We start from the raw sequence: 18,967 nt of genomic DNA on the forward strand, positions 1-18,967 counted from the left end.
ATGAGTGAGCCTCTACTAATAAATATATGATACTGTTTAAATTTTCGCAATATATTTATTGATAAAATTTTCTGAAATAAATATTTTTCTTTCATTTGGCTATGCTATACATGTGTATTTTCTTTGTTTAAATGCACTTTTCCTTTTTATAATCTGACGAAACTGGAGGAATATATATGGCAAAACTTAAGAAGAACCCTTCAAAGGCTGGAATTAGTGCAGCTAGTGTAACTGGAAACGCAGGTCCACATAATCACGGTGTTGAAAAAGGACGCCAAGGTAATAACCAACAATATAAGAAGCATAATATGGGCGAAAAATAACGCTATATTTTTGGGCAGAGAACGTGGCATAATGATTAATGGCTGCTTTTTCTGCCCAATTTATTTGTACATATGGAAAACAAAAGAGGGAACGATGATGAAACGAACAATAGTTATGATTGTAATGATTGCTACACTATTTACAGGGATGATTTTCTTCTCTTATGCACAAAGGCAACAAGCTGTAAGAGCTGATCAACCTAACATTACTGGGCAATATGGAGTTACAATCGATGCAAACACAGGGAATATTTTGTATGGGAAACGCGAAGACGAACGTTCTTATCCGGCTAGTATAGCCAAAATGATGACAACCCTTCTTTTACTAGAGAATGTAAAAGAAGATGAAGAAATTACGGTTACAGAAAATGCAATTAAAACAGAAAGTCAAAGCAAGAAAATTAAACTTCGTGCTGGAGAAAAATTAAAGCGTGATGAGGCATTAAAACTTATGCTTATCATTAGTGCAGATCCAATAGCTGAATCAATTGCAGAACATATCGCAGGATCAAAAAATGAATTTGTGAAAATGATGAATGCTAGAGCAAAGGAACTTGGTACAAAGCATGCAACTTTCAAGAACGCAAGTGGTGCTGATGCAATTGGGAATAAAGTATCACCATATGACATTGCTATTATTACGAAAGAAGCATTAAAGTATCCAGTTGTTTTAGAATATATGAATTCAACACGTACAACTCTACATACTTCAGAACGCTCTCCAAACATCGCAAACTATGGACGAGAAGAACTATATGACGATCCATATGCGATTGGAAGTAAAAGCGGTCTATCAGCACTCGGCAAATATACAGTCGTAACAGTGGATGAAAAAGACGGTAAACGCGTCATTAACGTCGTATTATCTTCTACTCGCGCGCAACTATATCCTGATACGAAAAAAATGGCGCATTACGCATTTCAGCAATTAAAATAACCAAGGAGTATTTTCTCCTTGGTTATTTTTTAACCATACCTTTTAATACGAACGCAACGTTTGCTGGACGCTCTGCTAGACGACGCATGAAGTAGCCATACCAGTCGTTTCCATAAGGTACGTAAACACGCATTTTGTAACCTTCTTTTACTAGCTCAAGTTGACGCTCATTACGAATACCATATAACATTTGGAATTCAAATTGATCCCTTGGAATGTTGTGTTCTTCGGCAAGTTTTTTTGTATATTCAATAATCGCTTCGTCATGTGAAGCAATTGCAGTATAATTCCCATTTAATAAGTGCATTTTAATAATTTTTTTATAATTGTCATCTACATCTTTCTTGTCCGGGAACGCCACTTCTTCAGGTTCTTTATAAGCCCCTTTTACAAGACGTAAATTAGGATTATAAGCGTTTAAGTCTTCCATATCTTTTTCTGTACGATATAGGTAAGCTTGAATAACTGTACCAATATTATCGTATTCAGATTTTAATTGTTTAAAGATCTCAATTGTTTTCCCGCAGCGCGTATAGTCTTCCATATCAATTGTAATAAACACACCATTTTCTTTTCCAGCTTCTAAAATACGGCGCATATTGTTCATTACGATTTCATCAGAGATATCTAATCCCATAGAAGTCATTTTTAAAGAAAGCTGCGAATTAAGACCTTCTCTTCCAATTGCACGAATCGCTTCAATCGATTCGCTAGCCATTTCATTTGCTTCCGCTTCGTTATCAACGAATTCACCTAAATAATCGATCGTTACACAAAGACCTTGCTTATTTAATGCTTTAATTGCAGCTGTCGCTAATTCAATCGTCTCCCCTGCGACGAAGCGACCTGCACCAAAGCGCAAACCGTACTTTTTAGCCAGTTTTGTTAGCGCTTTATTTTTTGACAAGAAAAGAAACGAATTTCGCATTAATTGTTCCATGTAATTCACCCCTATGACTGTAATTTATCTGTTTTTTACCCCTCTTCAAAATTATATCATTGTTTAAAATTATTGGATACAAATAATTATTTAGATAATTTATAAAATACTATAAAAACATTTAAAAACCTATATTCTCGCATGTAAATATGAAGGGAATATTTTTCGACATTTAGAAAAAACGGGTTTACTAGGCATAAAATAGGTATGTCGAAAATATTCGACATGCTTATAAAACCCTTAATATTCCATGTAAATTATATAAGGATATTAATAAAGAAAACTTGAGGTAACATTCACCTCAAGTTTTCTCACTGCTCATTTCGCTTCTCTTCATTCAGCCTTTTAATATCCGTAATTAACTGCACCATCTCTTCTTTCGCATCTGGATAAGTCTCATTCCAATGCTTCACTAAAGCTGGCATCGTCTTCGCTATGTAAGAATAAAGTGCCCACTTCTGCACCTGTTCTTTTCGCTCTTCACTACTCTCACCAAGTAACAGCTCAGTGTATTTCTCTAGTAACCCGTCAAACTGCTCGTTAAACTTTTCACTCATTTCATTTACCTCCTATATGAAAAAAGCAGCGAAAATCGCTGCTTTTTCTTATAATTTTGATCGAACAGAGTTTAATTTCTTCTCCATTGTGCTTACTTTATCACGACGATCATCAATACGAATTGTTGTTGCAACACGCTGTGCACCTTTCGTATAAGGCACTTCATGCATTTGTTGAATTACTTCTAGAATGACAGGAAGATCTCCTTCAATAATTGTATTCATCGGTGTTAATTGATACTTCACGCGATCCGCATTTTTCTCTAGCACCTTTTGTACTTCTGCTACATATTCACTAACACTTGGATTACCTGTTCCTACTGGAATAATCGATACATCAACAATTGCCATAGTAGTCTTCCTCCTATAATCGTTTCTTATATATCCATTGTCTATTTTACCGAAATCCTCATCATTTTACTAATATGTTACTCTTCCACTTTAAACTGCTCGACTAATCTTTCTAAATCTCTCATATGTTCTGTCAAACTTTCCATCGTGTGAGCTACCTTTTCTAAATGATTCACCTGTGATTCCGTTGCAGCATGTACCTCTTCGGAAACAGCTGCACTTTCTTGACTCGTACCAGCAATTGTGTGCATTACCGCTGTAATTTCTCCTTGCTCGTAACCTATGTTATGTACCTCTTCTACAATTTTTTCAACTGAAGTACTAATCGTATTTACAACTGACATAATTGTGCGGAACTCCATTTCTGCCTCTGTCGTCACTTTATTTTGCACATCTGCAATGTCTTTCAATTTACTTACAACTTCTACAACTCTTTTTACTTCTACTTGCACATCACCAATCATCGTTGTGATTTCTCCGGTAGCCTCTTTTGATTGTTCCGCTAATTTCCGAACCTCTTCAGCAACAACCGCAAATCCCTTACCTTGCTCACCTGCACGGGCAGCTTCAATCGAAGCATTTAAAGCAAGTAAATTTGTTTGATCCGAAATGCCTTTTATAAGCTCAACAACATTTTGAATCGATCCAACTCTTTGTTCTAACTTATCCGATGCTTCTTCTGTATGAACAACAATCGAAGATGATTGTCCCCTCGTACGGATTAAATTCCTCATTGTATTTAATCCTTGCTTAGATGCCTCTTCCGCTTTGCCAGCCACTCCTTTTATTTCATCAACAGAGCTATTCATTTGTTCCACTGACTCCGCCATATTTTCGAGCTGAGCAGAAACTTCATCCACACTATTCGCAAGAGTAGAAGCTCCTCCGCTCACATCATCCATTGCTCCTGAAACTTCTCTACTAGCCGCCACTGTTTCGTTCGTTAAATAATGTAAACTATTTGTTGATTGTTGCACCGTTGATACGCTGTTTTTAATTTTACTTACCATTTCATTCATTTGTTCAACCATATCATTAAAGTGCTTCGTCAACTCTCCAACTTCATCTTTACTTGTCACTTTCATTCGCAGCGTTAAATCGCCTTCTGCTACTTTTTGCACGTGATTCTTTAATAGTTGCAGTGGTCTTGCTAATCTTCTTGAGAATAAGTAGGAAGCTACGATTCCAACTAATAAACTAATACATGCCATTATAATAACTGTATTTCTCGTACTATTTAATAGCCCATCGATCGTTTCTTTCGGATAAAAGATTCCTATCGTCCATTTCATCGTATCAAATGATTGACTGTAAACAACTACATCTTCACCTTTTATTGTAGTGACCGCATATTTTGTTACCTCTTTATTTAAGCTCTTTATAAGTGGCTCTTTAGAAACATCTTTTCCTATCTTTTCTGGATAAACAAGAGCCATATTTTTATCATTTATAATAAACATTTCTCCGTCATTATTGTATTGAATATTGTGAAGCAACTTCTGAATCGTCCCAAGCGATACATCCATCGCAACAACGCCTAATACAGACCCATCTTGAGCTGTAATTGCTTTAGAAACACCTACACTTAACTTGCCTGTTGCAATTTCATAAGAAGGTTGTCCCCAATGGACCTTTTTTACATCAGCCTCTGAATCTTTATACCATGGTCTTGTCGTTGGATCGTATCCTTCTGGCACTTGCCCACCTTCAGCAAGATTGGCACTTAATGTTTTTTTATCTTTCGTACCAATATATAAATCTAAAATACCAGGATGATTCTTTTTATACTCCGCAAACTCTTTCGTTAAAAACGCTTCCTCTTCCGGAGTAACCCCACCTTGAAGCATATTACGAATCATCTCACTGTTCGCGTAATACCCCATATCTTCATCCGTTCTTTGAACAAATGTCGTAAGTTGCTCTGTCACAAGATCCATCGCATTTTGAGAATACTCGTCTAAGGAACGCACTTCCTTTTCTTTCTGTAATTGATACACAGCTGTACCCAATATTACGAACATCATAGAAATAAGTACTGAAAACACTACCGCAATTTTTAAACGTAAACTTCTTAACATTTTCCCCCAAGCATCCCCTTCGTATTAAATTAAAATCTTATTAATCATTATATTAAGTATAATAGATAAAATTAAAAAATTGAAATTAATTCTCACCTTAATACAATTAGAAAACTTACTACCACTTGTGCAAAAACAAATAGTTCATTATCCTTAAAATATAATCTCATTCGTTCGGAGGGAACTATGTTACAAAAATTCGGTTTCTCACAATATGAAAGCCAAGCTTATGAAGTTGTCGTATCAAGCAATGAACCATTAGATGCTACAACAATTGTGAAGCATTCAGGTGTTCCAAAAGCAAAAATATATGAAGTACTAGCACGCCTAATCGATAAAGGAATGGTAATGGATTCTGTTTCAGAAAAGAAAAAATTGTATACAGCATTACCACTAAAACTAGCAATTGAAAAATTAACGACAGAATTCCAATCAAATATTAAAGAACTGGAAACAAACATATCAAAAAAATCATTTACAGATGACCGTGTGTGGAGCTTAAAAATGCAATCTTCTATTCGAGTTCAAAGTAAAGAACTCATTGAAAGTGCACAAGAATCAATCCGTATTTCAGCTTGGAATGATACTCTTTTAGAATATCTCCCTTTACTAGAACAAAAAGCAAAACAAGGTGTTCAAATTGAATCTCTTATTGTTGGAGAAGTAGAAACAGACTTAGAAAACATGCATTTTCTAATCCCAGCTGAAGAGCCTAATGCATTAGAGCGCTACTTGCTACTCATCGTTGACGATCGTGAAATTTTATTTGCTGGCGTAGAACAAGAATCATGGCAAGCGATGAAAACAATGTCACAACCTTTCGTAAAGTTCTTTACAGAATTTTTCTATCACGACGTTGCACTTGCAAAGATTACTCAGAAACATCATGATCTCTTTATGGAAGATGAGGAAATTAAGAGTTTGTTAATGAAATTAAGATACTAATTAAATAATAAAAAGGAGTCTAGTTTTTCACTTAGACTCCTTTTTATTTTGTTCCTTTATCTCCATCAACAGCTCAATGATTTTCTCATTTTGCTCTACCTGTTTCTCTGAATTTTGATAGATGAAACGAATCCATCTAAGTGCAAGAATAATAAGAAACAAAGGGAGCATTGAAATTAGAAGACCAATAATTGAAAAATTCGAATACATATACCTCACCTCGCTATATACCCTTTTCTCCATTTACCTACTAAAACCTGCAATTTTTTACAAATAAAAAAGAACCTATCAAACGATAGATTCTTCTTTCACGAACTGAGTAGAGCGTCCTCTCGTAATCGAGAAAATAGCGCAAAGCAGTGCTAATATAATAAAGCCACCGCCTACCCAAGCATTATATATAACAGATGATTTTTCAATAACAACTCCACCTACTGTTGAACCAAGTGCAATTCCTAAATGAAGCGCAGAGTTATTTAAACCTTGCTGAATACCAGCTGATTCCGGTGCAATTTCAATTAAATAATTTTGCTGTGCTGGTGAAATCGCCCAGCTCAGCATACTCCAAAGTCCCATCATAATGATGAAGAGCGGGAATGAGAATGTCATTAATGGCAACATGAAGATTGCACATGCAAATACGATAATAATCGAGATAATACTTTTCTTCGATCCCCATTTATCAGCAAGCCATCCACCGAACCCGCCGCCAATTACTGCTGCGATTCCGAAAATAAAGTAAAACACACTAATCCAGTTTGCTTCAACATGCATAACATCTTTTAAAAACGGTGTTAAATATGCATACAATGTTAAATGACCCGTTAAAAACAAAAATGATGTTAACTGTGCACTTACAATTTTTTTATCTTTTAAAGTAGCAAGTTGTTCTTTTATTGATAATACCGATGTCGGTGGTACTTTCGTTAAGAACAATGAAATACAAGCAATTGCCATAACTGTTAATACAGAAATTAATACAAATGGTGCACGCCATCCGTATGCATTTCCGAGTACAAGACCAAGCGGTACTCCAAGTACAAGTGATCCACTAATTCCCATAAAAATGATTCCAATTGCACGCGCACGAAAATGCGGTTCTACTACACTAGACGCAAGTGTTACAGATAGTGCAATAATTAATGAACCACTCGCTGCACAAATAACCCTTGAGAACATTAGCATTCCGTAATTCACACTAAATGCGGAAATAATATTTCCGATTAAGAAAATCGATAATGCTCCAACATACAATGTTTTTCTTTCAAACTTCCCTGTCAAAGCTAATAAAACTGGACCTGACAAAGCAAATACTACCGAAAATATTGTGATAAGCTGACCAGCTGCGCTAATAGATACTCCTAAATCATTGGCAACTAAATCGAGCGTTCCTCCTATAATTAACTCAACCGTTCCGACTACGAAAGCCGCGATAGCTAAAATATAAACACGAAAATTCAAGTCTTTCCCCACGCTTTCTATTTTGGTTACTACGACTATAGTAACCAAAATAGAAAGTGGACGCAAGTATAATTTTTTTACAGTAAAAAAGGTAGGCGTATTATACGCCTACCCTTCCATCATTCTGTTTCTTTCTTCTTATTTAAGTACCAATACACCGGCAGTCCAGTAAAGACAATTCCAATTGATAAGAAACAACTTACCGGATCGTTAATAATCGCACTACCGATTACAAAGAACGAACCTAAAATCGCTACGATTGGTACGATCGGGAATAACGGTACACTATATGCACGCTCTTTATTCTTATTACGTTTTCTTAAGATGAAGACACCAATAAACGTCATTACGTAGAAAATATAAATAATGAATACGGAAATCTCAGATAGCTTATTCGGATCACTAATAATCATTAAAATAATTCCTAAAATGATTTCAACAGTAATCGCATTTGCTGGTGTTTTAAATCTCGGACTTTCCTTTGCAATAAACTTAGAAAATGGAAGTTGTCCACGTTCTGCCATAGACATTGGAATACGTGGGAATGTTAAAATCTTTCCATTTAAACAGCCGAAAATAGAAACGATAATACCGATACTAATAATTTTCCCGCCATATTCTCCAAGTAACATACCCGCAGCTGTCGCTGTCGCATTTTCTCCAAGGTCTACAATTTTCGCTGCTGGTAATACATTTAATAACGCCAAGTTAATTAATACGTAAGCAGCAGTTACGATTAAAATCCCCACTGTCATTGCTTTCGGTAATAACTTTGTTGGATTCTTCATTTCTCCGCCAATCGAAGCAAGTAAAATCCATCCGTCATAAGCAAATAACGTTGCTAAAATTGCCATACCGATACTTTGATTTTCTGATATCGGCACTACTACGTTAAAGATATCGCTATTCCCTTTCCAAAAACCTAGCACGACAATTAATATGATCGGAATCATCTTCCCGATTGTCGTGATTGTTTGGACGATACCTCCGTATTTTGTTCCCATACTATTTATAACGCCAAGGAACACAACCGTTCCAATTGCAATTGGTAAATTCCACACTTTATCTAAATAGAAAAAATTAATCATTAAAGAACTAAAGTATAAACCTAATGTTCCGATAATAGCAGGTCCATAAACAATTGTTTGCATCCAACCTGATAAATATCCCCAAAAACTTCCGTAAATCTCCTCTAAATACGTATACAACCCACCATTTTTCGGGATTTGCGCTCCAATTTCAGCTACTGTTAAACCACTTGCTAGCGTCAACAGACCACCAATTACCCAAGCAAGAATGGCCATATTAGAACTCCCCGAGTAATCTAATACGCTCCCTGGTTTCATAAACACACCAGATCCAATAATCGTTCCTACTACGATAGAAAGTGCTACTGTTAAACCAATTTTGTTCTTCTCATCATGATGCATGCTGCGTATCCTCCTTCCAATCCTAGTGTGATGCAAAAATGAAATAAAAAAACACTCCTCCCTAAAAAAGGGACGAGTGTTGTATTCGTGGTTCCACCCTTGTTTCAATTCGCAAAGTAACACACTTCACCAATTTCTCAAGTCTAAATAACGGTTTTTGCCGGCAAGCAATTACTAGATGCTCGTTCACTGCTGCAGTTCAGAGGTGGTAATCCATTTTTCCGTATTAGGAAGCTCACAGCCAAAGGCTTCCCTCTCTGAGAATCGTAAAAAATTGATCATGTCCTCATCATCACTTCTTGATGTCGAATTTTGTAGTTATTGTTCATTATATTGAATTGTTAGAAAAAATCAATATATTTTTTTATATAACATAGGAAATATTTCTCTTCTTATATTATAACAGAACATACAAAACTTCTCTAATTCCCTAAAAATGGTATAATTCTTTTAGGAGGTGTACTAATAATGATTGCTGTCTTTTGTATCATCGCTACGTTTCTCTCTGTTCTATTCGCTATCATGTATCGAAACAAGTATCCTGGTTATAGCATTTTAGCGGTAGCTATTATACCAGCTGTTTCCTTCTACGTATTGGGTAAATATCAATATACGGAAGTGTTTATCGGTTTTGCAATCTTCTACTGCGTCTTCGGATACATACTAACAATAAAAAGAATTTCAATGCCTCATTAAAAGGGACCGATTTCTACTTATAGAAATCGGCCCTTGCACGTACCTTCCTGTTGCCCACACGAAAGATACGACTTCATTCAATTATTTATCTTCTTTTTTCATAAAAAACTTATGGTGCGGTAAATCAACATTCAATGCCTCTAATTGTTTCTTTTCATTGTCTAAAATCGCTTTTGCTTTTTCTTTTGTTGCTTCATCTAATCCTGCAAAGATGTCTTCATGCTTCTTTTTCTCTGGGAGTTTCACGCCTAACTTCGTTAATTCTTCTTTTGCTTGCTCATGCGTTAATTTTCCGGATTTTTCTTGCTCAAAAATTGACTTCACTTTTTCTTTCGTCTGTTCATCTAAATTAGCAAGCATATCTTTACGCTTACCTTTCTCTGGCATTTTCACACCTAACTTTGATAATTCCTCTTGCGCTTGTTCACGTGTTAATTTTCCAGATTTCTCTTGCTCTAAAATGGACTTCGCTTTTTCTTTCGCCTGTTCATCTAATCCTGCAAACATGTCTTTACGCTTCTCTTTCTCTGGAAGCTTTACACCTAGTTCCTCTAACTGTTTCTTTGTATCGTCCATAATTGTTTTTACTTTTTGTTTTGTAGCGTCATCCAAATCCTTTTTCGCCGTTTTTGCAGGCTGATCCACTGCTGGAGTATTCGTTGCCGCGAATGCCGGAATGCCGACTCCTCCAATGATTCCGAATGATAACGCACCTGCAATCGCTAAATACCCAACTGTTTTCTTCTTCATAGGAAATTTCCTCCTTCATATTTCTAATGCATGTACACTTTCGTATACAATGCCTATAGTAATGTCGGTTTCTTAACATTTCCTTAACGACTTAACAAAAAAACACCGCTCGTAATGAGCGGTGTTTCTCTATGCTTTTTGTAATTGTAACTCTTCACGTTCCATTATTTTTCTTAATACAATTGTTTGTGTCATTGTAAATAAGTTACCTGTTATCCAGTACAACACAAGTCCTGATGGCGCCGCAAACCCCATAAATAGAATCATTGCCGGCATCATAATTTGCTGCATCTTTAGCATCTGTACTTGTTCTCCAGGTGTAATATTCGATTGGAAAACTTTCATCTGAATAAATGTCGTTAACGCTGCAATAATCGGTAATATATGATATGGATCTGCATGTCCTAGGTTCACCCATAAAAACGAAGATGTGCGAATCTCTTCCGTTCTGCTAATCGCATAATACAAAGCAGAGAAAATCGGCATTTGTATTAATAATGGCCAGCAACCAGCAAGTGGATTCCAACCGCCTGATTTCATTAGTTCTGACATTTCTTTTTGATACTGCTTTTGTTTTTCAAGGTCTTTGCTTACATCACCGTACTTTTTCTTTAGCTTCTGCAGTTCAGGTTGCATTTTCTTCATTTTCGCTTGGCTGCGATATTGCGAAACAGCTAATGGAATCATTGCTGAACGAATAACGAGCGTCATAATAATGATAGCAATCCCAAAGCTAGCTCCAGGTATATGATGAGCAACAAATTGAATCATAAACGAGATTGGATATACAAAATAATGATCCCAAATCCCAGTACTATGTGCATCAATTGGGGCTGCATTACTGCAACCAGATAAAACAAAAACAAATAATAATGATAAACTAACGAGCACAGCTCGGTATGATTTTAACATGTTCATTCCTCCAATGTTTCGTAATTATTTAGCGAAACATTGGTGTATACGGACCGACCTCGTCATTCTCTTCACTTGATTCTTGTCTGCGTACAGAACGAATCATTCCATATTTATAAAAAATAGAAAATAGCGGTACATTTCCCGCACTATCTTCACATGTATCAACTAGCGCAAAAGCTCTTTGTCTACCGCTTGACGCTTGTTGACGCACAAAGCGAGAAACATTAGCAAGGAAGAAAACTTCTAATAAACAAAGTGCCGTCGTTACAAACGATATATATAGAATTGCATCCTGCAATAAAAATTCCATCGCTTCACATCCTTAATAAGGTCATTTTAGCACATTAGGCAAACATTCTCTATTTCCTTTTATTTTCAAAAAAAGTATTTTGCATATTTTCTCAAGAAAATAATAATTAAGAAACGTTGTATTCGCTTTCTTTAGTATATTCACACACATCAATGAATAGGCTTGATTTATTAGAAATTTATAAAATTTTTGCATTATAATAAAACTATTGCCAGTTTTTGAAAAAACCTTTATTCTCTTCTTGTAATCAAAAATGAATATGGAGATGAAACATACTATGGGTCAACTAGGAGACGCCGATTACGTTCCCGACACCGCCTTTTTATCCTTCCCAGCAGCTAAAACATTTCACTTAGAATTTATGATACAGTTGGTTGTTATTTTTATAGCTTCTATTTTGTATGCAATTTCTATGAATATGTTTTTTATCCCGCATAACATGATTAGCGGTGGATTCGCTGGTGTAGGGATGATTATCGGTTATTTAATGCACTACAATATCGGTGCACTTATCTTTTTACTAAACATTCCTCTTCTTATTTTAAGTCACTTTTACTTAGGCAAGAAGACAACCTTTTTAACAGCTTACTTTGTAGCTGTATCATCGTTAGCGATGAACATTATCCCTGTACACCAGGTTTCAGACGATATTTTACTATCTTCTGTATTCGGTGGTGTAATCTGCGGAGCAGCTTCCGGAATCATATTCCGATTTGCTTCTTCAACAGGTGGCTTTGATGTTGTTGGATTGATTGTAGCGAAACATCGAGATATTTCAATTGGAGCAATCATCTTTGTATTCAACTTAGTCTTACTTGTTGCAGCAGGTTTTATTTTCGGATGGGATATTACACTTTATACGTTAATTAGCCGGTTTGTAGTCAGCAAAGTTATCGATGCTGTGCATACGAAACATATTAAATTAACGATAATGACAGTTACAGAAAAAGGTGAGGAAATAAAAAGCGCACTACTACATCACGGCATACGCGGGGTGACAATGGTAGACGCTGTCGGCGGCTATACAAACCATAAGAAAAAAATGATTTACACTGTCGTGACTCGCTATGAGTTAGGCGAAATGAAACGTATTATCCGTCAAGTGGATAACAAAGCATTTATGAACATTACTGAAACAGTTGAAATTGTCGGCCGTTTCAAACGCATATAAAAAAGGTTAATAAATTAAAGGGCATAACATATTAGTCATATATAATATGTTATGCCCTTTGTTATTCAACTCACGTACCTTTTAGCATAATAAAATCACTAAGTTTATTACTACAAATCGGAGGATAGCATCCCATATACAATACTATCTGTCCATTCATCTTTATTCCAAAAATCTTGTATGAAATGGGCTTCCTTTCTCATGCCTATTCGTTCACACAATTTTTGTGAAGCTGTATTACGTGCATCAAGATTAGCCTGTATACGATGTACATTAAATTCATTAAATAATTTCAATACCAAACTACTTACTGCTTCTGTCGCCAAACCTCTCCCAGCTACTTCATTTGAAAAACTATAACCAATCTCAACAGTGTCTTTCATATTTGTGTACCATACGGATAAATCACCAACTACTTTAGTTTTGTATATAACTGCCAAACTTAATATTGATTCTTTAGTAAGTACATTATTTGCTAACTTCTTATTAAATCTTTTCTGCATGTCTTCATGAGTCCACTTATTATGTAATAGGAACTTACATGTATCATCACTATTATAAATAACAAATACATCCTGTAAATCAGTACTCTTAAAAGGTCTAATTATTAATCTTTCTGTTGTGAACTCCAAGTTAGCTCTCCTCCCTTACATTCATACTATAAAACATTTTTTATAGTATTTAAGCCTCCTTCTTAGATCTCACCTTGATTACATATTTCATCATAATAAATTAAAATCCTTCTTCCACTAAACTGCACCGTTAATGGTATTTCCTTGCGCTTTTTATTTTTTACACTTATTACAAAATCAGATAATTCTATTATTATGTCTCTAAATGTGTTATAATGAAAGCAGACTCACAAAAAAAGAGTATATAGACTTGGAAGTTTCTCTTATTTTACAAGCAAAAAGAAACGAGCAGTCGGGTATATTTCAGACACCATACACGTAACGGTTTAAACAGCCGATCATCTTAGTTACTCTTCAATGATCTTTTTATAAAAAGATACGTACAATTAAAACTCACTTCAATATACTATACCTACCTTTTTGACTTCCAAATCATCTTATTACATAAGGAGATGAACATATGAATCAATATATACGATATACAATAGCTGTCCTGTTTGCTATTATCGGCGGAACAATCTGCTTCTGGACAAACACACAGCTTGGAGAGAATATCATTTTTAATGGAATCGAAACACTTGTAAGCGCTTCAATTTTAGGCGGATACATTTACTTCCTCTTCAATCCAGAAGAAAATGCTCAAAAAACAATGTTATTAACAATGATCGGAATCGTTGGTGGATGTATTTCCTACTCAATGACAAACTATACATTACCACTTCAATTAAGCTCAGCTTTCTTCCACGGTCTATGGACTTGGTTCATTGCATTCTGCTTAGCAGACGTATTCAACCTATTACAAGACAATGAAGAAGATAGCGGTCGCCAAATTGAAAGTAACTCTTAAGCTGGAAGATACTCTTCCAGCTTTTTTATGTTGGTTTGCATATCCCCACATCACGATAAAAAGAAGTTACCCTCACGGCAACTTCTTTTCCATATACCCCACTTCGTATTCACTAAAATATATCAACGATTTTTCAAATATATCGATTGTTTCTCCACTTATATCAACGATTTTTTCATTATATCAACGCTTCGACACAAGATATCGATTTACCGACAACCTTCGACACTCAAAACGCACAACATACCCTATCCCCCAAGCAACTTACTGCCGAACTCTACGATTAAAAAGATAATTAATAGGATCGCGAGTATCTTTAATGCTACATATGCCACTTTAAAAACAACATAAATGAGCAAGACTATCAAAATAATTGATAAGATTTCCATATTTACTTCCTCCAAGCTTTGCTCTTCTTATCTCATTTTACTCGCCCTAGGCTGTTTATGGAACGGCATAAGATGACATATAAAAAAGAGGATACCTCACCCATCGTAAGATACCCTCTCTTTCAGCTGCTTAAACCATTCTCTTTCTAATTGTAAATATCCCATCTCACTCTTCTCGGCGCTCTTTAATTCTTGATCAGCTTTCTTCATATAAGTACGAGACGCTTCCATATTGCCCTCTACATATTTAATAATTCCTTGTGTACGGTAATATCCACTTAGGTCCATTTTTGTAATAGCCTTTGCATGTTCCTTTGCTTCTTGCAAAGAAAGACTATCCATCTGATAAAGGGCTTTATATAAAAGGTACCAACTATGAAAACTACTAACGAAAAACTTATTTTCTTTCGTTACAGGTAGTTGAACAATTCGTTCTATATACGGTATCGCTCTTTCCATTCCCTCTTGATCTGCACGAGCAAAAAAGACGAGCATAAGTCTACTCATTATCTCTCTTATCCCTTTATTCTCTTTTATTTTCTCCTCACTCAATTCTACTAATCTTTCATCCCAATCTTTCGGTCTTTTATAACTAAATAACTCACTCGATATTTGAATCTCATATAAGTGATTTCTAGCTCTTTCATCATCTTTAATTAAAATAAGAAATTGCATCCCATCACTCATAAGCATTCCTTTTATTGGCACAATTGTAACCGCAAAGATTGCAAAATGGAAAAAGGAAAAATATAAAAGATATTGATAATAACTCACCATGTATATGTAACCGGAAGTAATACCAAATAGTAAACTCGTAATCGGTCCACCTAAAGTGAGCCACGCCCACTTTTTCGAAAGATTCGGTGTCTCTATAGAAGGTGGTACTAGTGTTGCAACGCCTCCAAAGTACGCCCATAATTTATTTTCTCGAATACGTAATTTTCCCTTTTCTTTTTGAATAGTAATGGGTCCTACTGTCATAAATTTAAATGTTAAACCACCTATTACACCAAATACTACATGTCCTAGCTCATGAATGGCTAACACTAACAATGAAATTCCAACTATTGCCCATAGGTTCAAAATTACTTCTAATTTCCCAGTTCGGATTACTCCGTATAAAATGGACAGAATTAGCGCCACTGTCATTGAGCCAGCTGGCCTTCTTAAAATATCCACCTTTTTCTCCCCTTAATAAATCATTTTTCTCTGCATTTCGTACATGAACTTCCCGAGATGCAATATCCAAATAAATGAGATTAAACCAATTAACACAAAATCGATATCACTAGCAGCTGTATATATAACGGCAGCCCACCATACATATGCCAATATTGTATTCGTAAATTCATACGCTTTATATCCAGCCTCATGCACAATGTGCTTTAATCCTTCATCTGCATTTTTCGTCCACATTTTCATAGATTCCATATACGTTACACCTTGTTCAGGATATAGCTTGTTATAACGATTTTTTGTTATGAGTCCGATAGTTACTACAGTAGTTAAACAAACAATAGAAACTACTAAATTCCACACCGCAAATGAAACATTTGTATCCTGCAACAATGCACGTCTACATGTAATAACTGCATATACAAACCATGCCTGCGTAACTATATCACCTACACGTAAATATATACTTATAATGCCTAATTTCCTACCTTGTACGCTCTCTTCTTCATCGCGTGCCTCTGCTAACATACGTGTATTCTTCCAAGTATAGTACATCATTAAAATTCCAAAAATAGTACATATACCTATAAATGTATTAGATGATAATTTTCTCGGTTCATCCGAGAGTAAATTTAAAGCTATATAAGACGTTAAAAAGCCACCCATCATACTTACTGCTATTTTCCCCACAGAATCAAATTGTTTTTTTCGCTTACTCTTACTCTTCATCGTCCTCTTCCCCCTCTACTAACGTAAATATTTCCTCCACTGGTACATTGAAAATTTGTGCGATTTTTAACGACAATACAATAGATGGTGCATAATCCCCACGTTCAATTAAACTAATCGTTTGCCGTGATGATCCAATCACTTTTCCTAAATCCCCTTGTGATAAACGATGCTTTGCTCGCAATTCCCTCACTCGATTTTGAAGCTTCATGTCTTCCCTCTTTTTCATTTATTTAATTAAAATTGTAAATAATATCCTTATACTTGTCAATTATAATTGTCATTTTGACGTTAATAATTGACAAAAATAAAGATGTATTATGTTAGAAATAACCTATATAATGAATGTGAAATATTAAACAAAGGAAGTGACATATGAATAAAATATCTACTTTTCCCTATATTCTTACTAAGCTTACAGCGACTTTCTTGTTATTATTACTCATTAGCACGCTTCTCTTAACAACTAATCAGCAAACATTATATAGTTTCTTAGCTGGATTACGAGAACTACTATATGTTCCCTTCGTTCCTATTCTTGCGGCATATGCAATTTTTTGTTCTATTTGCATCGATAAATTGAAATTAAAAACACATACAAGACTGAAGACATTATGCCTTTATATTTTTTGCGGCTATTTATTTTCTCTTCCATTCCTAATATTTAAAGAAGCTAGTCTAATACAGTTCTTGTTTCTCGGATCAATTGGAGCAGTGTGTTCTCTTTTTTTCTACCTATGTACAGTTATAGCAACAAAATTTAAGTGGATACAATATGTCGTGCCAGGCATTATGCTTATTATATTTATCACAATCAACTTTATCGATTTAGAAAAGGTTGGAACATCAAAAGAACAATGGGTCGAAACAAAAACAGAAAACTCTTTCGAAGCATCTTTTCAACATTTTAGCGGTGAACATAAAGTCCCAATTGAGCTAAGACGAGGTGACATATTAGAATTCAGCATTGAATCACGAGCTGAAAATCCGGATGGCTACATGGGAGACGTAAAAATGGCTAGTGAGTTTCAAGAGAAAGAAAATTATTTAGCCCCAGCTGGCCCTAATACATATCATTTCGCGGCAATTAAGACAGGAACTTATTACATTATAGTTAGCGGAAATCAGCTAAAAGGAAAATTTAAAATAGATTGGAACATAAAATGAAACTTTAATCAGCCCTCACCAATCGGGCTTTTACCGGCAGCAGGGCCCCACCTAACTTCTTTTCTTCCGCTGAATTTTGAGGTGGGGTCTTACTGCCCGGCATATAGCGGGATAAAATAAAGAAGGCAGTGCTTTTGCACTGCCTTCCTAAATTCTGACATAGAATGGATTTCATATTAGCTTGCGTTTTGTAGTAATACTCGTTTTAACTGCTTACGGAAACGAATACCTAACGTAACCGCTACAATCACAATAACTCCAAAAATGATTTTACCGATATGACCTTCTAGCACTCCAAAGATATCATGTAAGTTTCCACCTAACCAGTAACCACCGATTAAGAAGAATGATACCCAAAATAGAGCGCCTGAATAAATTGTAATGGCAAAACGACGGAATGGTAAATTAATAATTCCTGCAAAGTATCCTGTGAAATGACGTACACCAGGAATAAAGAAACCAATAAAAATCAGGAAGTACCCATACTTATCAAACCACATTCTCGTTAAGTCAATTTTTCTTTGTGTTAAAAATACGTATTTCCCATACTTTTGAATGAAAGGCATACCTAATTTATTTCCTAAAAAGTATTGAATCGTCATTCCTACACTTGTCCCAATAAAGGATAGAATAATTAAAATCGGTAAACTTAAATCACCCTTATGTGCTAAAAATCCCGCATATGCTAACGTTGGCTCTCCCGGAAACGGAAGTGCAATATATTCTAACAGCAAACCTACAAGTACAACATAGTACCCGTATTGCTGAAATAATTCATGAATCCATTCCATGTCATCTCTCCTTTCAATCACGTACAACTTCTTACTATTATTGTATAAAAAAATTGTCGAAATAACTATCACAATAGCTTACATTTTTATTACATTTTTGTAAGGGGCACACTAATGATTTCCGTTCTTTATTAAGTAGCTAAAAGCATTTTTTAAGTCGAAATAACAAAAAGACGCATTAATAATATGCAAATTTTATCCATTTTTTAACACTGGAAAACCTTTCTTATTTTGTTCTCAATAAAAAACCACCACAAACTCATGCTAACTTCATATTAGCTTCATATACGTATTGTAAGATTATATCGGAATTTGTTGAAAAATTTAACTAATATATGACTAAGCATTAATTTGAATAAATATAAGTCATTT

Annotated in this window: 23 protein-coding genes and 1 other annotated feature; of the genes, 7 read left to right on the forward strand and 16 right to left on the reverse strand. The window is 35.2% G+C overall.

The annotated features are described in order from the left end of the window. Nucleotides 1–176: 176 nt before the first annotated feature. Together IBT51_RS13405 and IBT51_RS13410 are read left to right on the forward strand one after the other, a co-directional pair. A complete protein-coding gene (locus IBT51_RS13405; RefSeq protein ID WP_001096344.1) occupies nt 177–323 on the forward strand; it encodes a YuzL family protein in 147 nt (48 codons plus the stop codon). Between the two features lie 97 nt (nt 324–420). Then, nucleotides 421–1,260: a D-alanyl-D-alanine carboxypeptidase family protein gene (locus tag IBT51_RS13410; protein ID WP_053563422.1), complete on the forward strand. Its 840-nt coding sequence runs from the start codon at nt 421–423 to the stop codon at nt 1,258–1,260. 22 nt (nt 1,261–1,282) lie between these two features. Here IBT51_RS13410 and IBT51_RS13415 read toward each other — a convergent pair whose 3' ends face one another. From IBT51_RS13415 to IBT51_RS13430, 4 genes are all read right to left on the reverse strand, one after another. Beyond that, nucleotides 1,283–2,200 carry a proline dehydrogenase family protein gene (locus IBT51_RS13415; RefSeq protein WP_200458470.1) on the reverse strand — a complete coding sequence of 306 codons (918 nt, stop codon included), beginning with the start codon at nt 2,198–2,200 and terminating at the stop codon, nt 1,283–1,285. 311 nt (nt 2,201–2,511) lie between these two features. After that, nucleotides 2,512–2,757, reverse strand: a complete 246-nt coding sequence (locus tag IBT51_RS13420) for a YusU family protein (RefSeq protein WP_001290600.1) — start codon at nt 2,755–2,757, stop codon at nt 2,512–2,514. A gap of 48 nt (nt 2,758–2,805) precedes the next feature. Beyond that, a complete protein-coding gene (locus IBT51_RS13425; protein WP_001018860.1) occupies nt 2,806–3,108 on the reverse strand; it encodes an MTH1187 family thiamine-binding protein in 303 nt (100 codons plus the stop codon). A 77-nt stretch (nt 3,109–3,185) separates the two neighbouring features. After that, nucleotides 3,186–5,186 carry a methyl-accepting chemotaxis protein gene (locus IBT51_RS13430; RefSeq protein ID WP_088020145.1) on the reverse strand — a complete coding sequence of 667 codons (2,001 nt, stop codon included), beginning with the start codon at nt 5,184–5,186 and terminating at the stop codon, nt 3,186–3,188. A 186-nt stretch (nt 5,187–5,372) separates the two neighbouring features. Between IBT51_RS13430 and IBT51_RS13435 the strand changes: the two genes are divergently transcribed. Further along, entirely contained in the window at nt 5,373–6,131 is a 759-nt protein-coding gene (locus IBT51_RS13435; RefSeq protein WP_000939481.1) for a TrmB family transcriptional regulator, read from the forward strand. Between the two features lie 27 nt (nt 6,132–6,158). Here IBT51_RS13435 and IBT51_RS13440 read toward each other — a convergent pair whose 3' ends face one another. From IBT51_RS13440 to IBT51_RS13450, 3 genes are all read right to left on the reverse strand, one after another. Further along, nucleotides 6,159–6,341 (reverse strand): hypothetical protein, encoded by a 183-nt coding sequence (locus IBT51_RS13440; protein ID WP_069356427.1) that lies wholly within the window; start codon nt 6,339–6,341, stop codon nt 6,159–6,161. A 78-nt stretch (nt 6,342–6,419) separates the two neighbouring features. After that, nucleotides 6,420–7,658: an MFS transporter gene (locus IBT51_RS13445; RefSeq protein WP_140155578.1), complete on the reverse strand. Its 1,239-nt coding sequence runs from the start codon at nt 7,656–7,658 to the stop codon at nt 6,420–6,422. 53 nt (nt 7,659–7,711) lie between these two features. Then, nucleotides 7,712–9,022 carry an APC family permease gene (locus IBT51_RS13450; protein ID WP_023523356.1) on the reverse strand — a complete coding sequence of 437 codons (1,311 nt, stop codon included), beginning with the start codon at nt 9,020–9,022 and terminating at the stop codon, nt 7,712–7,714. Nucleotides 9,023–9,087: 65 nt separating this feature from the next. After that, nucleotides 9,088–9,324: a binding site (T-box leader), on the reverse strand. 166 nt (nt 9,325–9,490) lie between these two features. Here IBT51_RS13450 and IBT51_RS13455 point away from each other — a divergent pair. Then, nucleotides 9,491–9,718 (forward strand): hypothetical protein, encoded by a 228-nt coding sequence (locus IBT51_RS13455; RefSeq protein WP_053563416.1) that lies wholly within the window; start codon nt 9,491–9,493, stop codon nt 9,716–9,718. Between the two features lie 81 nt (nt 9,719–9,799). On the opposite strand, the gene IBT51_RS13460 is transcribed toward IBT51_RS13455, so the two are convergent. The 3 genes from IBT51_RS13460 to IBT51_RS13470 all read right to left on the reverse strand — a co-directional run bounded on the left by IBT51_RS13460 (nt 9,800) and on the right by IBT51_RS13470 (nt 11,693). Then, on the reverse strand, nt 9,800–10,468 hold the full coding sequence (locus IBT51_RS13460; RefSeq protein WP_200458469.1) for a hypothetical protein: 669 nt from the start codon (nt 10,466–10,468) through the stop codon (nt 9,800–9,802). Between the two features lie 129 nt (nt 10,469–10,597). Further along, complete coding sequence (gene yidC, locus IBT51_RS13465) at nt 10,598–11,380, reverse strand: membrane protein insertase YidC (RefSeq protein ID WP_000920524.1); 783 nt, start codon at nt 11,378–11,380, stop codon at nt 10,598–10,600. A gap of 28 nt (nt 11,381–11,408) precedes the next feature. Then, a complete protein-coding gene (locus IBT51_RS13470; RefSeq protein ID WP_000394930.1) occupies nt 11,409–11,693 on the reverse strand; it encodes a hypothetical protein in 285 nt (94 codons plus the stop codon). 277 nt (nt 11,694–11,970) lie between these two features. Between IBT51_RS13470 and IBT51_RS13475 the strand changes: the two genes are divergently transcribed. Next, on the forward strand, nt 11,971–12,864 hold the full coding sequence (locus IBT51_RS13475) for a YitT family protein (RefSeq protein ID WP_000530043.1): 894 nt from the start codon (nt 11,971–11,973) through the stop codon (nt 12,862–12,864). 110 nt (nt 12,865–12,974) lie between these two features. On the opposite strand, the gene IBT51_RS13480 is transcribed toward IBT51_RS13475, so the two are convergent. Further along, nucleotides 12,975–13,496: a GNAT family N-acetyltransferase gene (locus IBT51_RS13480; protein WP_000397315.1), complete on the reverse strand. Its 522-nt coding sequence runs from the start codon at nt 13,494–13,496 to the stop codon at nt 12,975–12,977. A gap of 460 nt (nt 13,497–13,956) precedes the next feature. Between IBT51_RS13480 and IBT51_RS13485 the strand changes: the two genes are divergently transcribed. After that, on the forward strand, nt 13,957–14,343 hold the full coding sequence (locus IBT51_RS13485; RefSeq protein WP_001077773.1) for a DUF3938 domain-containing protein: 387 nt from the start codon (nt 13,957–13,959) through the stop codon (nt 14,341–14,343). Nucleotides 14,344–14,591: 248 nt separating this feature from the next. On the opposite strand, the gene IBT51_RS13490 is transcribed toward IBT51_RS13485, so the two are convergent. From IBT51_RS13490 to IBT51_RS13505, 4 genes are all read right to left on the reverse strand, one after another. Next, nucleotides 14,592–14,732 carry a DUF3985 family protein gene (locus IBT51_RS13490; protein WP_000404758.1) on the reverse strand — a complete coding sequence of 47 codons (141 nt, stop codon included), beginning with the start codon at nt 14,730–14,732 and terminating at the stop codon, nt 14,592–14,594. A 96-nt stretch (nt 14,733–14,828) separates the two neighbouring features. After that, on the reverse strand, nt 14,829–15,881 hold the full coding sequence (locus tag IBT51_RS13495) for a zinc metalloprotease (protein ID WP_002083694.1): 1,053 nt from the start codon (nt 15,879–15,881) through the stop codon (nt 14,829–14,831). 42 nt (nt 15,882–15,923) lie between these two features. Beyond that, a complete protein-coding gene (locus IBT51_RS13500) occupies nt 15,924–16,637 on the reverse strand; it encodes a DUF3169 family protein (RefSeq protein ID WP_200458468.1) in 714 nt (237 codons plus the stop codon). Then, nucleotides 16,627–16,848, reverse strand: a complete 222-nt coding sequence (locus IBT51_RS13505; protein ID WP_000776173.1) for a helix-turn-helix transcriptional regulator — start codon at nt 16,846–16,848, stop codon at nt 16,627–16,629. The genes IBT51_RS13500 and IBT51_RS13505 overlap by 11 nt, the downstream gene beginning before the upstream one ends. Before the next feature lie 164 nt (nt 16,849–17,012). On the opposite strand from IBT51_RS13505, the gene IBT51_RS13510 reads away from it, so the two are divergent. Then, nucleotides 17,013–17,804, forward strand: coding sequence for a hypothetical protein (locus tag IBT51_RS13510; protein ID WP_200458467.1), 792 nt, complete (start codon nt 17,013–17,015; stop codon nt 17,802–17,804). A 176-nt stretch (nt 17,805–17,980) separates the two neighbouring features. Here the strand turns inward: IBT51_RS13510 and IBT51_RS13515 are convergent, their stop codons facing one another. Next, complete coding sequence (locus IBT51_RS13515) at nt 17,981–18,595, reverse strand: DedA family protein (protein WP_000454754.1); 615 nt, start codon at nt 18,593–18,595, stop codon at nt 17,981–17,983. Nucleotides 18,596–18,967: the final 372 nt, after the last annotated feature.

The sequence above is a fragment of the Bacillus sp. S71 genome (assembly GCF_016625265.1).
GTDB classification, from domain to species: Bacteria; Bacillota; Bacilli; order Bacillales; family Bacillaceae_G; genus Bacillus_A; species Bacillus_A cereus.

What these genes read in the sequence shown, in the direction of transcription:
- IBT51_RS13405 (WP_001096344.1), top strand. Translation starts at nt 177, where the DNA reads ATGGCAAAACTTAAGAAGAACCCTTCAAAGGCTGGAATTAGTGCAGCT.
- IBT51_RS13410 (WP_053563422.1), top strand. Translation starts at nt 421, where the DNA reads ATGAAACGAACAATAGTTATGATTGTAATGATTGCTACACTATTTACA.
- IBT51_RS13415 (WP_200458470.1), bottom strand. Translation starts at nt 2,200, where the DNA reads ATGGAACAATTAATGCGAAATTCGTTTCTTTTCTTGTCAAAAAATAAA.
- IBT51_RS13420 (WP_001290600.1), bottom strand. Translation starts at nt 2,757, where the DNA reads ATGAGTGAAAAGTTTAACGAGCAGTTTGACGGGTTACTAGAGAAATAC.
- IBT51_RS13425 (WP_001018860.1), bottom strand. Translation starts at nt 3,108, where the DNA reads ATGGCAATTGTTGATGTATCGATTATTCCAGTAGGAACAGGTAATCCA.
- IBT51_RS13430 (WP_088020145.1), bottom strand. Translation starts at nt 5,186, where the DNA reads ATGTTAAGAAGTTTACGTTTAAAAATTGCGGTAGTGTTTTCAGTACTT.
- IBT51_RS13435 (WP_000939481.1), top strand. Translation starts at nt 5,373, where the DNA reads ATGTTACAAAAATTCGGTTTCTCACAATATGAAAGCCAAGCTTATGAA.
- IBT51_RS13440 (WP_069356427.1), bottom strand. Translation starts at nt 6,341, where the DNA reads ATGTATTCGAATTTTTCAATTATTGGTCTTCTAATTTCAATGCTCCCT.
- IBT51_RS13450 (WP_023523356.1), bottom strand. Translation starts at nt 9,022, where the DNA reads ATGCATCATGATGAGAAGAACAAAATTGGTTTAACAGTAGCACTTTCT.
- IBT51_RS13455 (WP_053563416.1), top strand. Translation starts at nt 9,491, where the DNA reads ATGATTGCTGTCTTTTGTATCATCGCTACGTTTCTCTCTGTTCTATTC.
- IBT51_RS13460 (WP_200458469.1), bottom strand. Translation starts at nt 10,468, where the DNA reads ATGAAGAAGAAAACAGTTGGGTATTTAGCGATTGCAGGTGCGTTATCA.
- yidC (WP_000920524.1), bottom strand. Translation starts at nt 11,380, where the DNA reads ATGTTAAAATCATACCGAGCTGTGCTCGTTAGTTTATCATTATTATTT.
- IBT51_RS13470 (WP_000394930.1), bottom strand. Translation starts at nt 11,693, where the DNA reads ATGGAATTTTTATTGCAGGATGCAATTCTATATATATCGTTTGTAACG.
- IBT51_RS13475 (WP_000530043.1), top strand. Translation starts at nt 11,971, where the DNA reads ATGGGTCAACTAGGAGACGCCGATTACGTTCCCGACACCGCCTTTTTA.
- IBT51_RS13485 (WP_001077773.1), top strand. Translation starts at nt 13,957, where the DNA reads ATGAATCAATATATACGATATACAATAGCTGTCCTGTTTGCTATTATC.
- IBT51_RS13490 (WP_000404758.1), bottom strand. Translation starts at nt 14,732, where the DNA reads ATGGAAATCTTATCAATTATTTTGATAGTCTTGCTCATTTATGTTGTT.
- IBT51_RS13495 (WP_002083694.1), bottom strand. Translation starts at nt 15,881, where the DNA reads ATGACAGTGGCGCTAATTCTGTCCATTTTATACGGAGTAATCCGAACT.
- IBT51_RS13500 (WP_200458468.1), bottom strand. Translation starts at nt 16,637, where the DNA reads ATGAAGAGTAAGAGTAAGCGAAAAAAACAATTTGATTCTGTGGGGAAA.
- IBT51_RS13505 (WP_000776173.1), bottom strand. Translation starts at nt 16,848, where the DNA reads ATGAAGCTTCAAAATCGAGTGAGGGAATTGCGAGCAAAGCATCGTTTA.
- IBT51_RS13510 (WP_200458467.1), top strand. Translation starts at nt 17,013, where the DNA reads ATGAATAAAATATCTACTTTTCCCTATATTCTTACTAAGCTTACAGCG.
- IBT51_RS13515 (WP_000454754.1), bottom strand. Translation starts at nt 18,595, where the DNA reads ATGGAATGGATTCATGAATTATTTCAGCAATACGGGTACTATGTTGTA.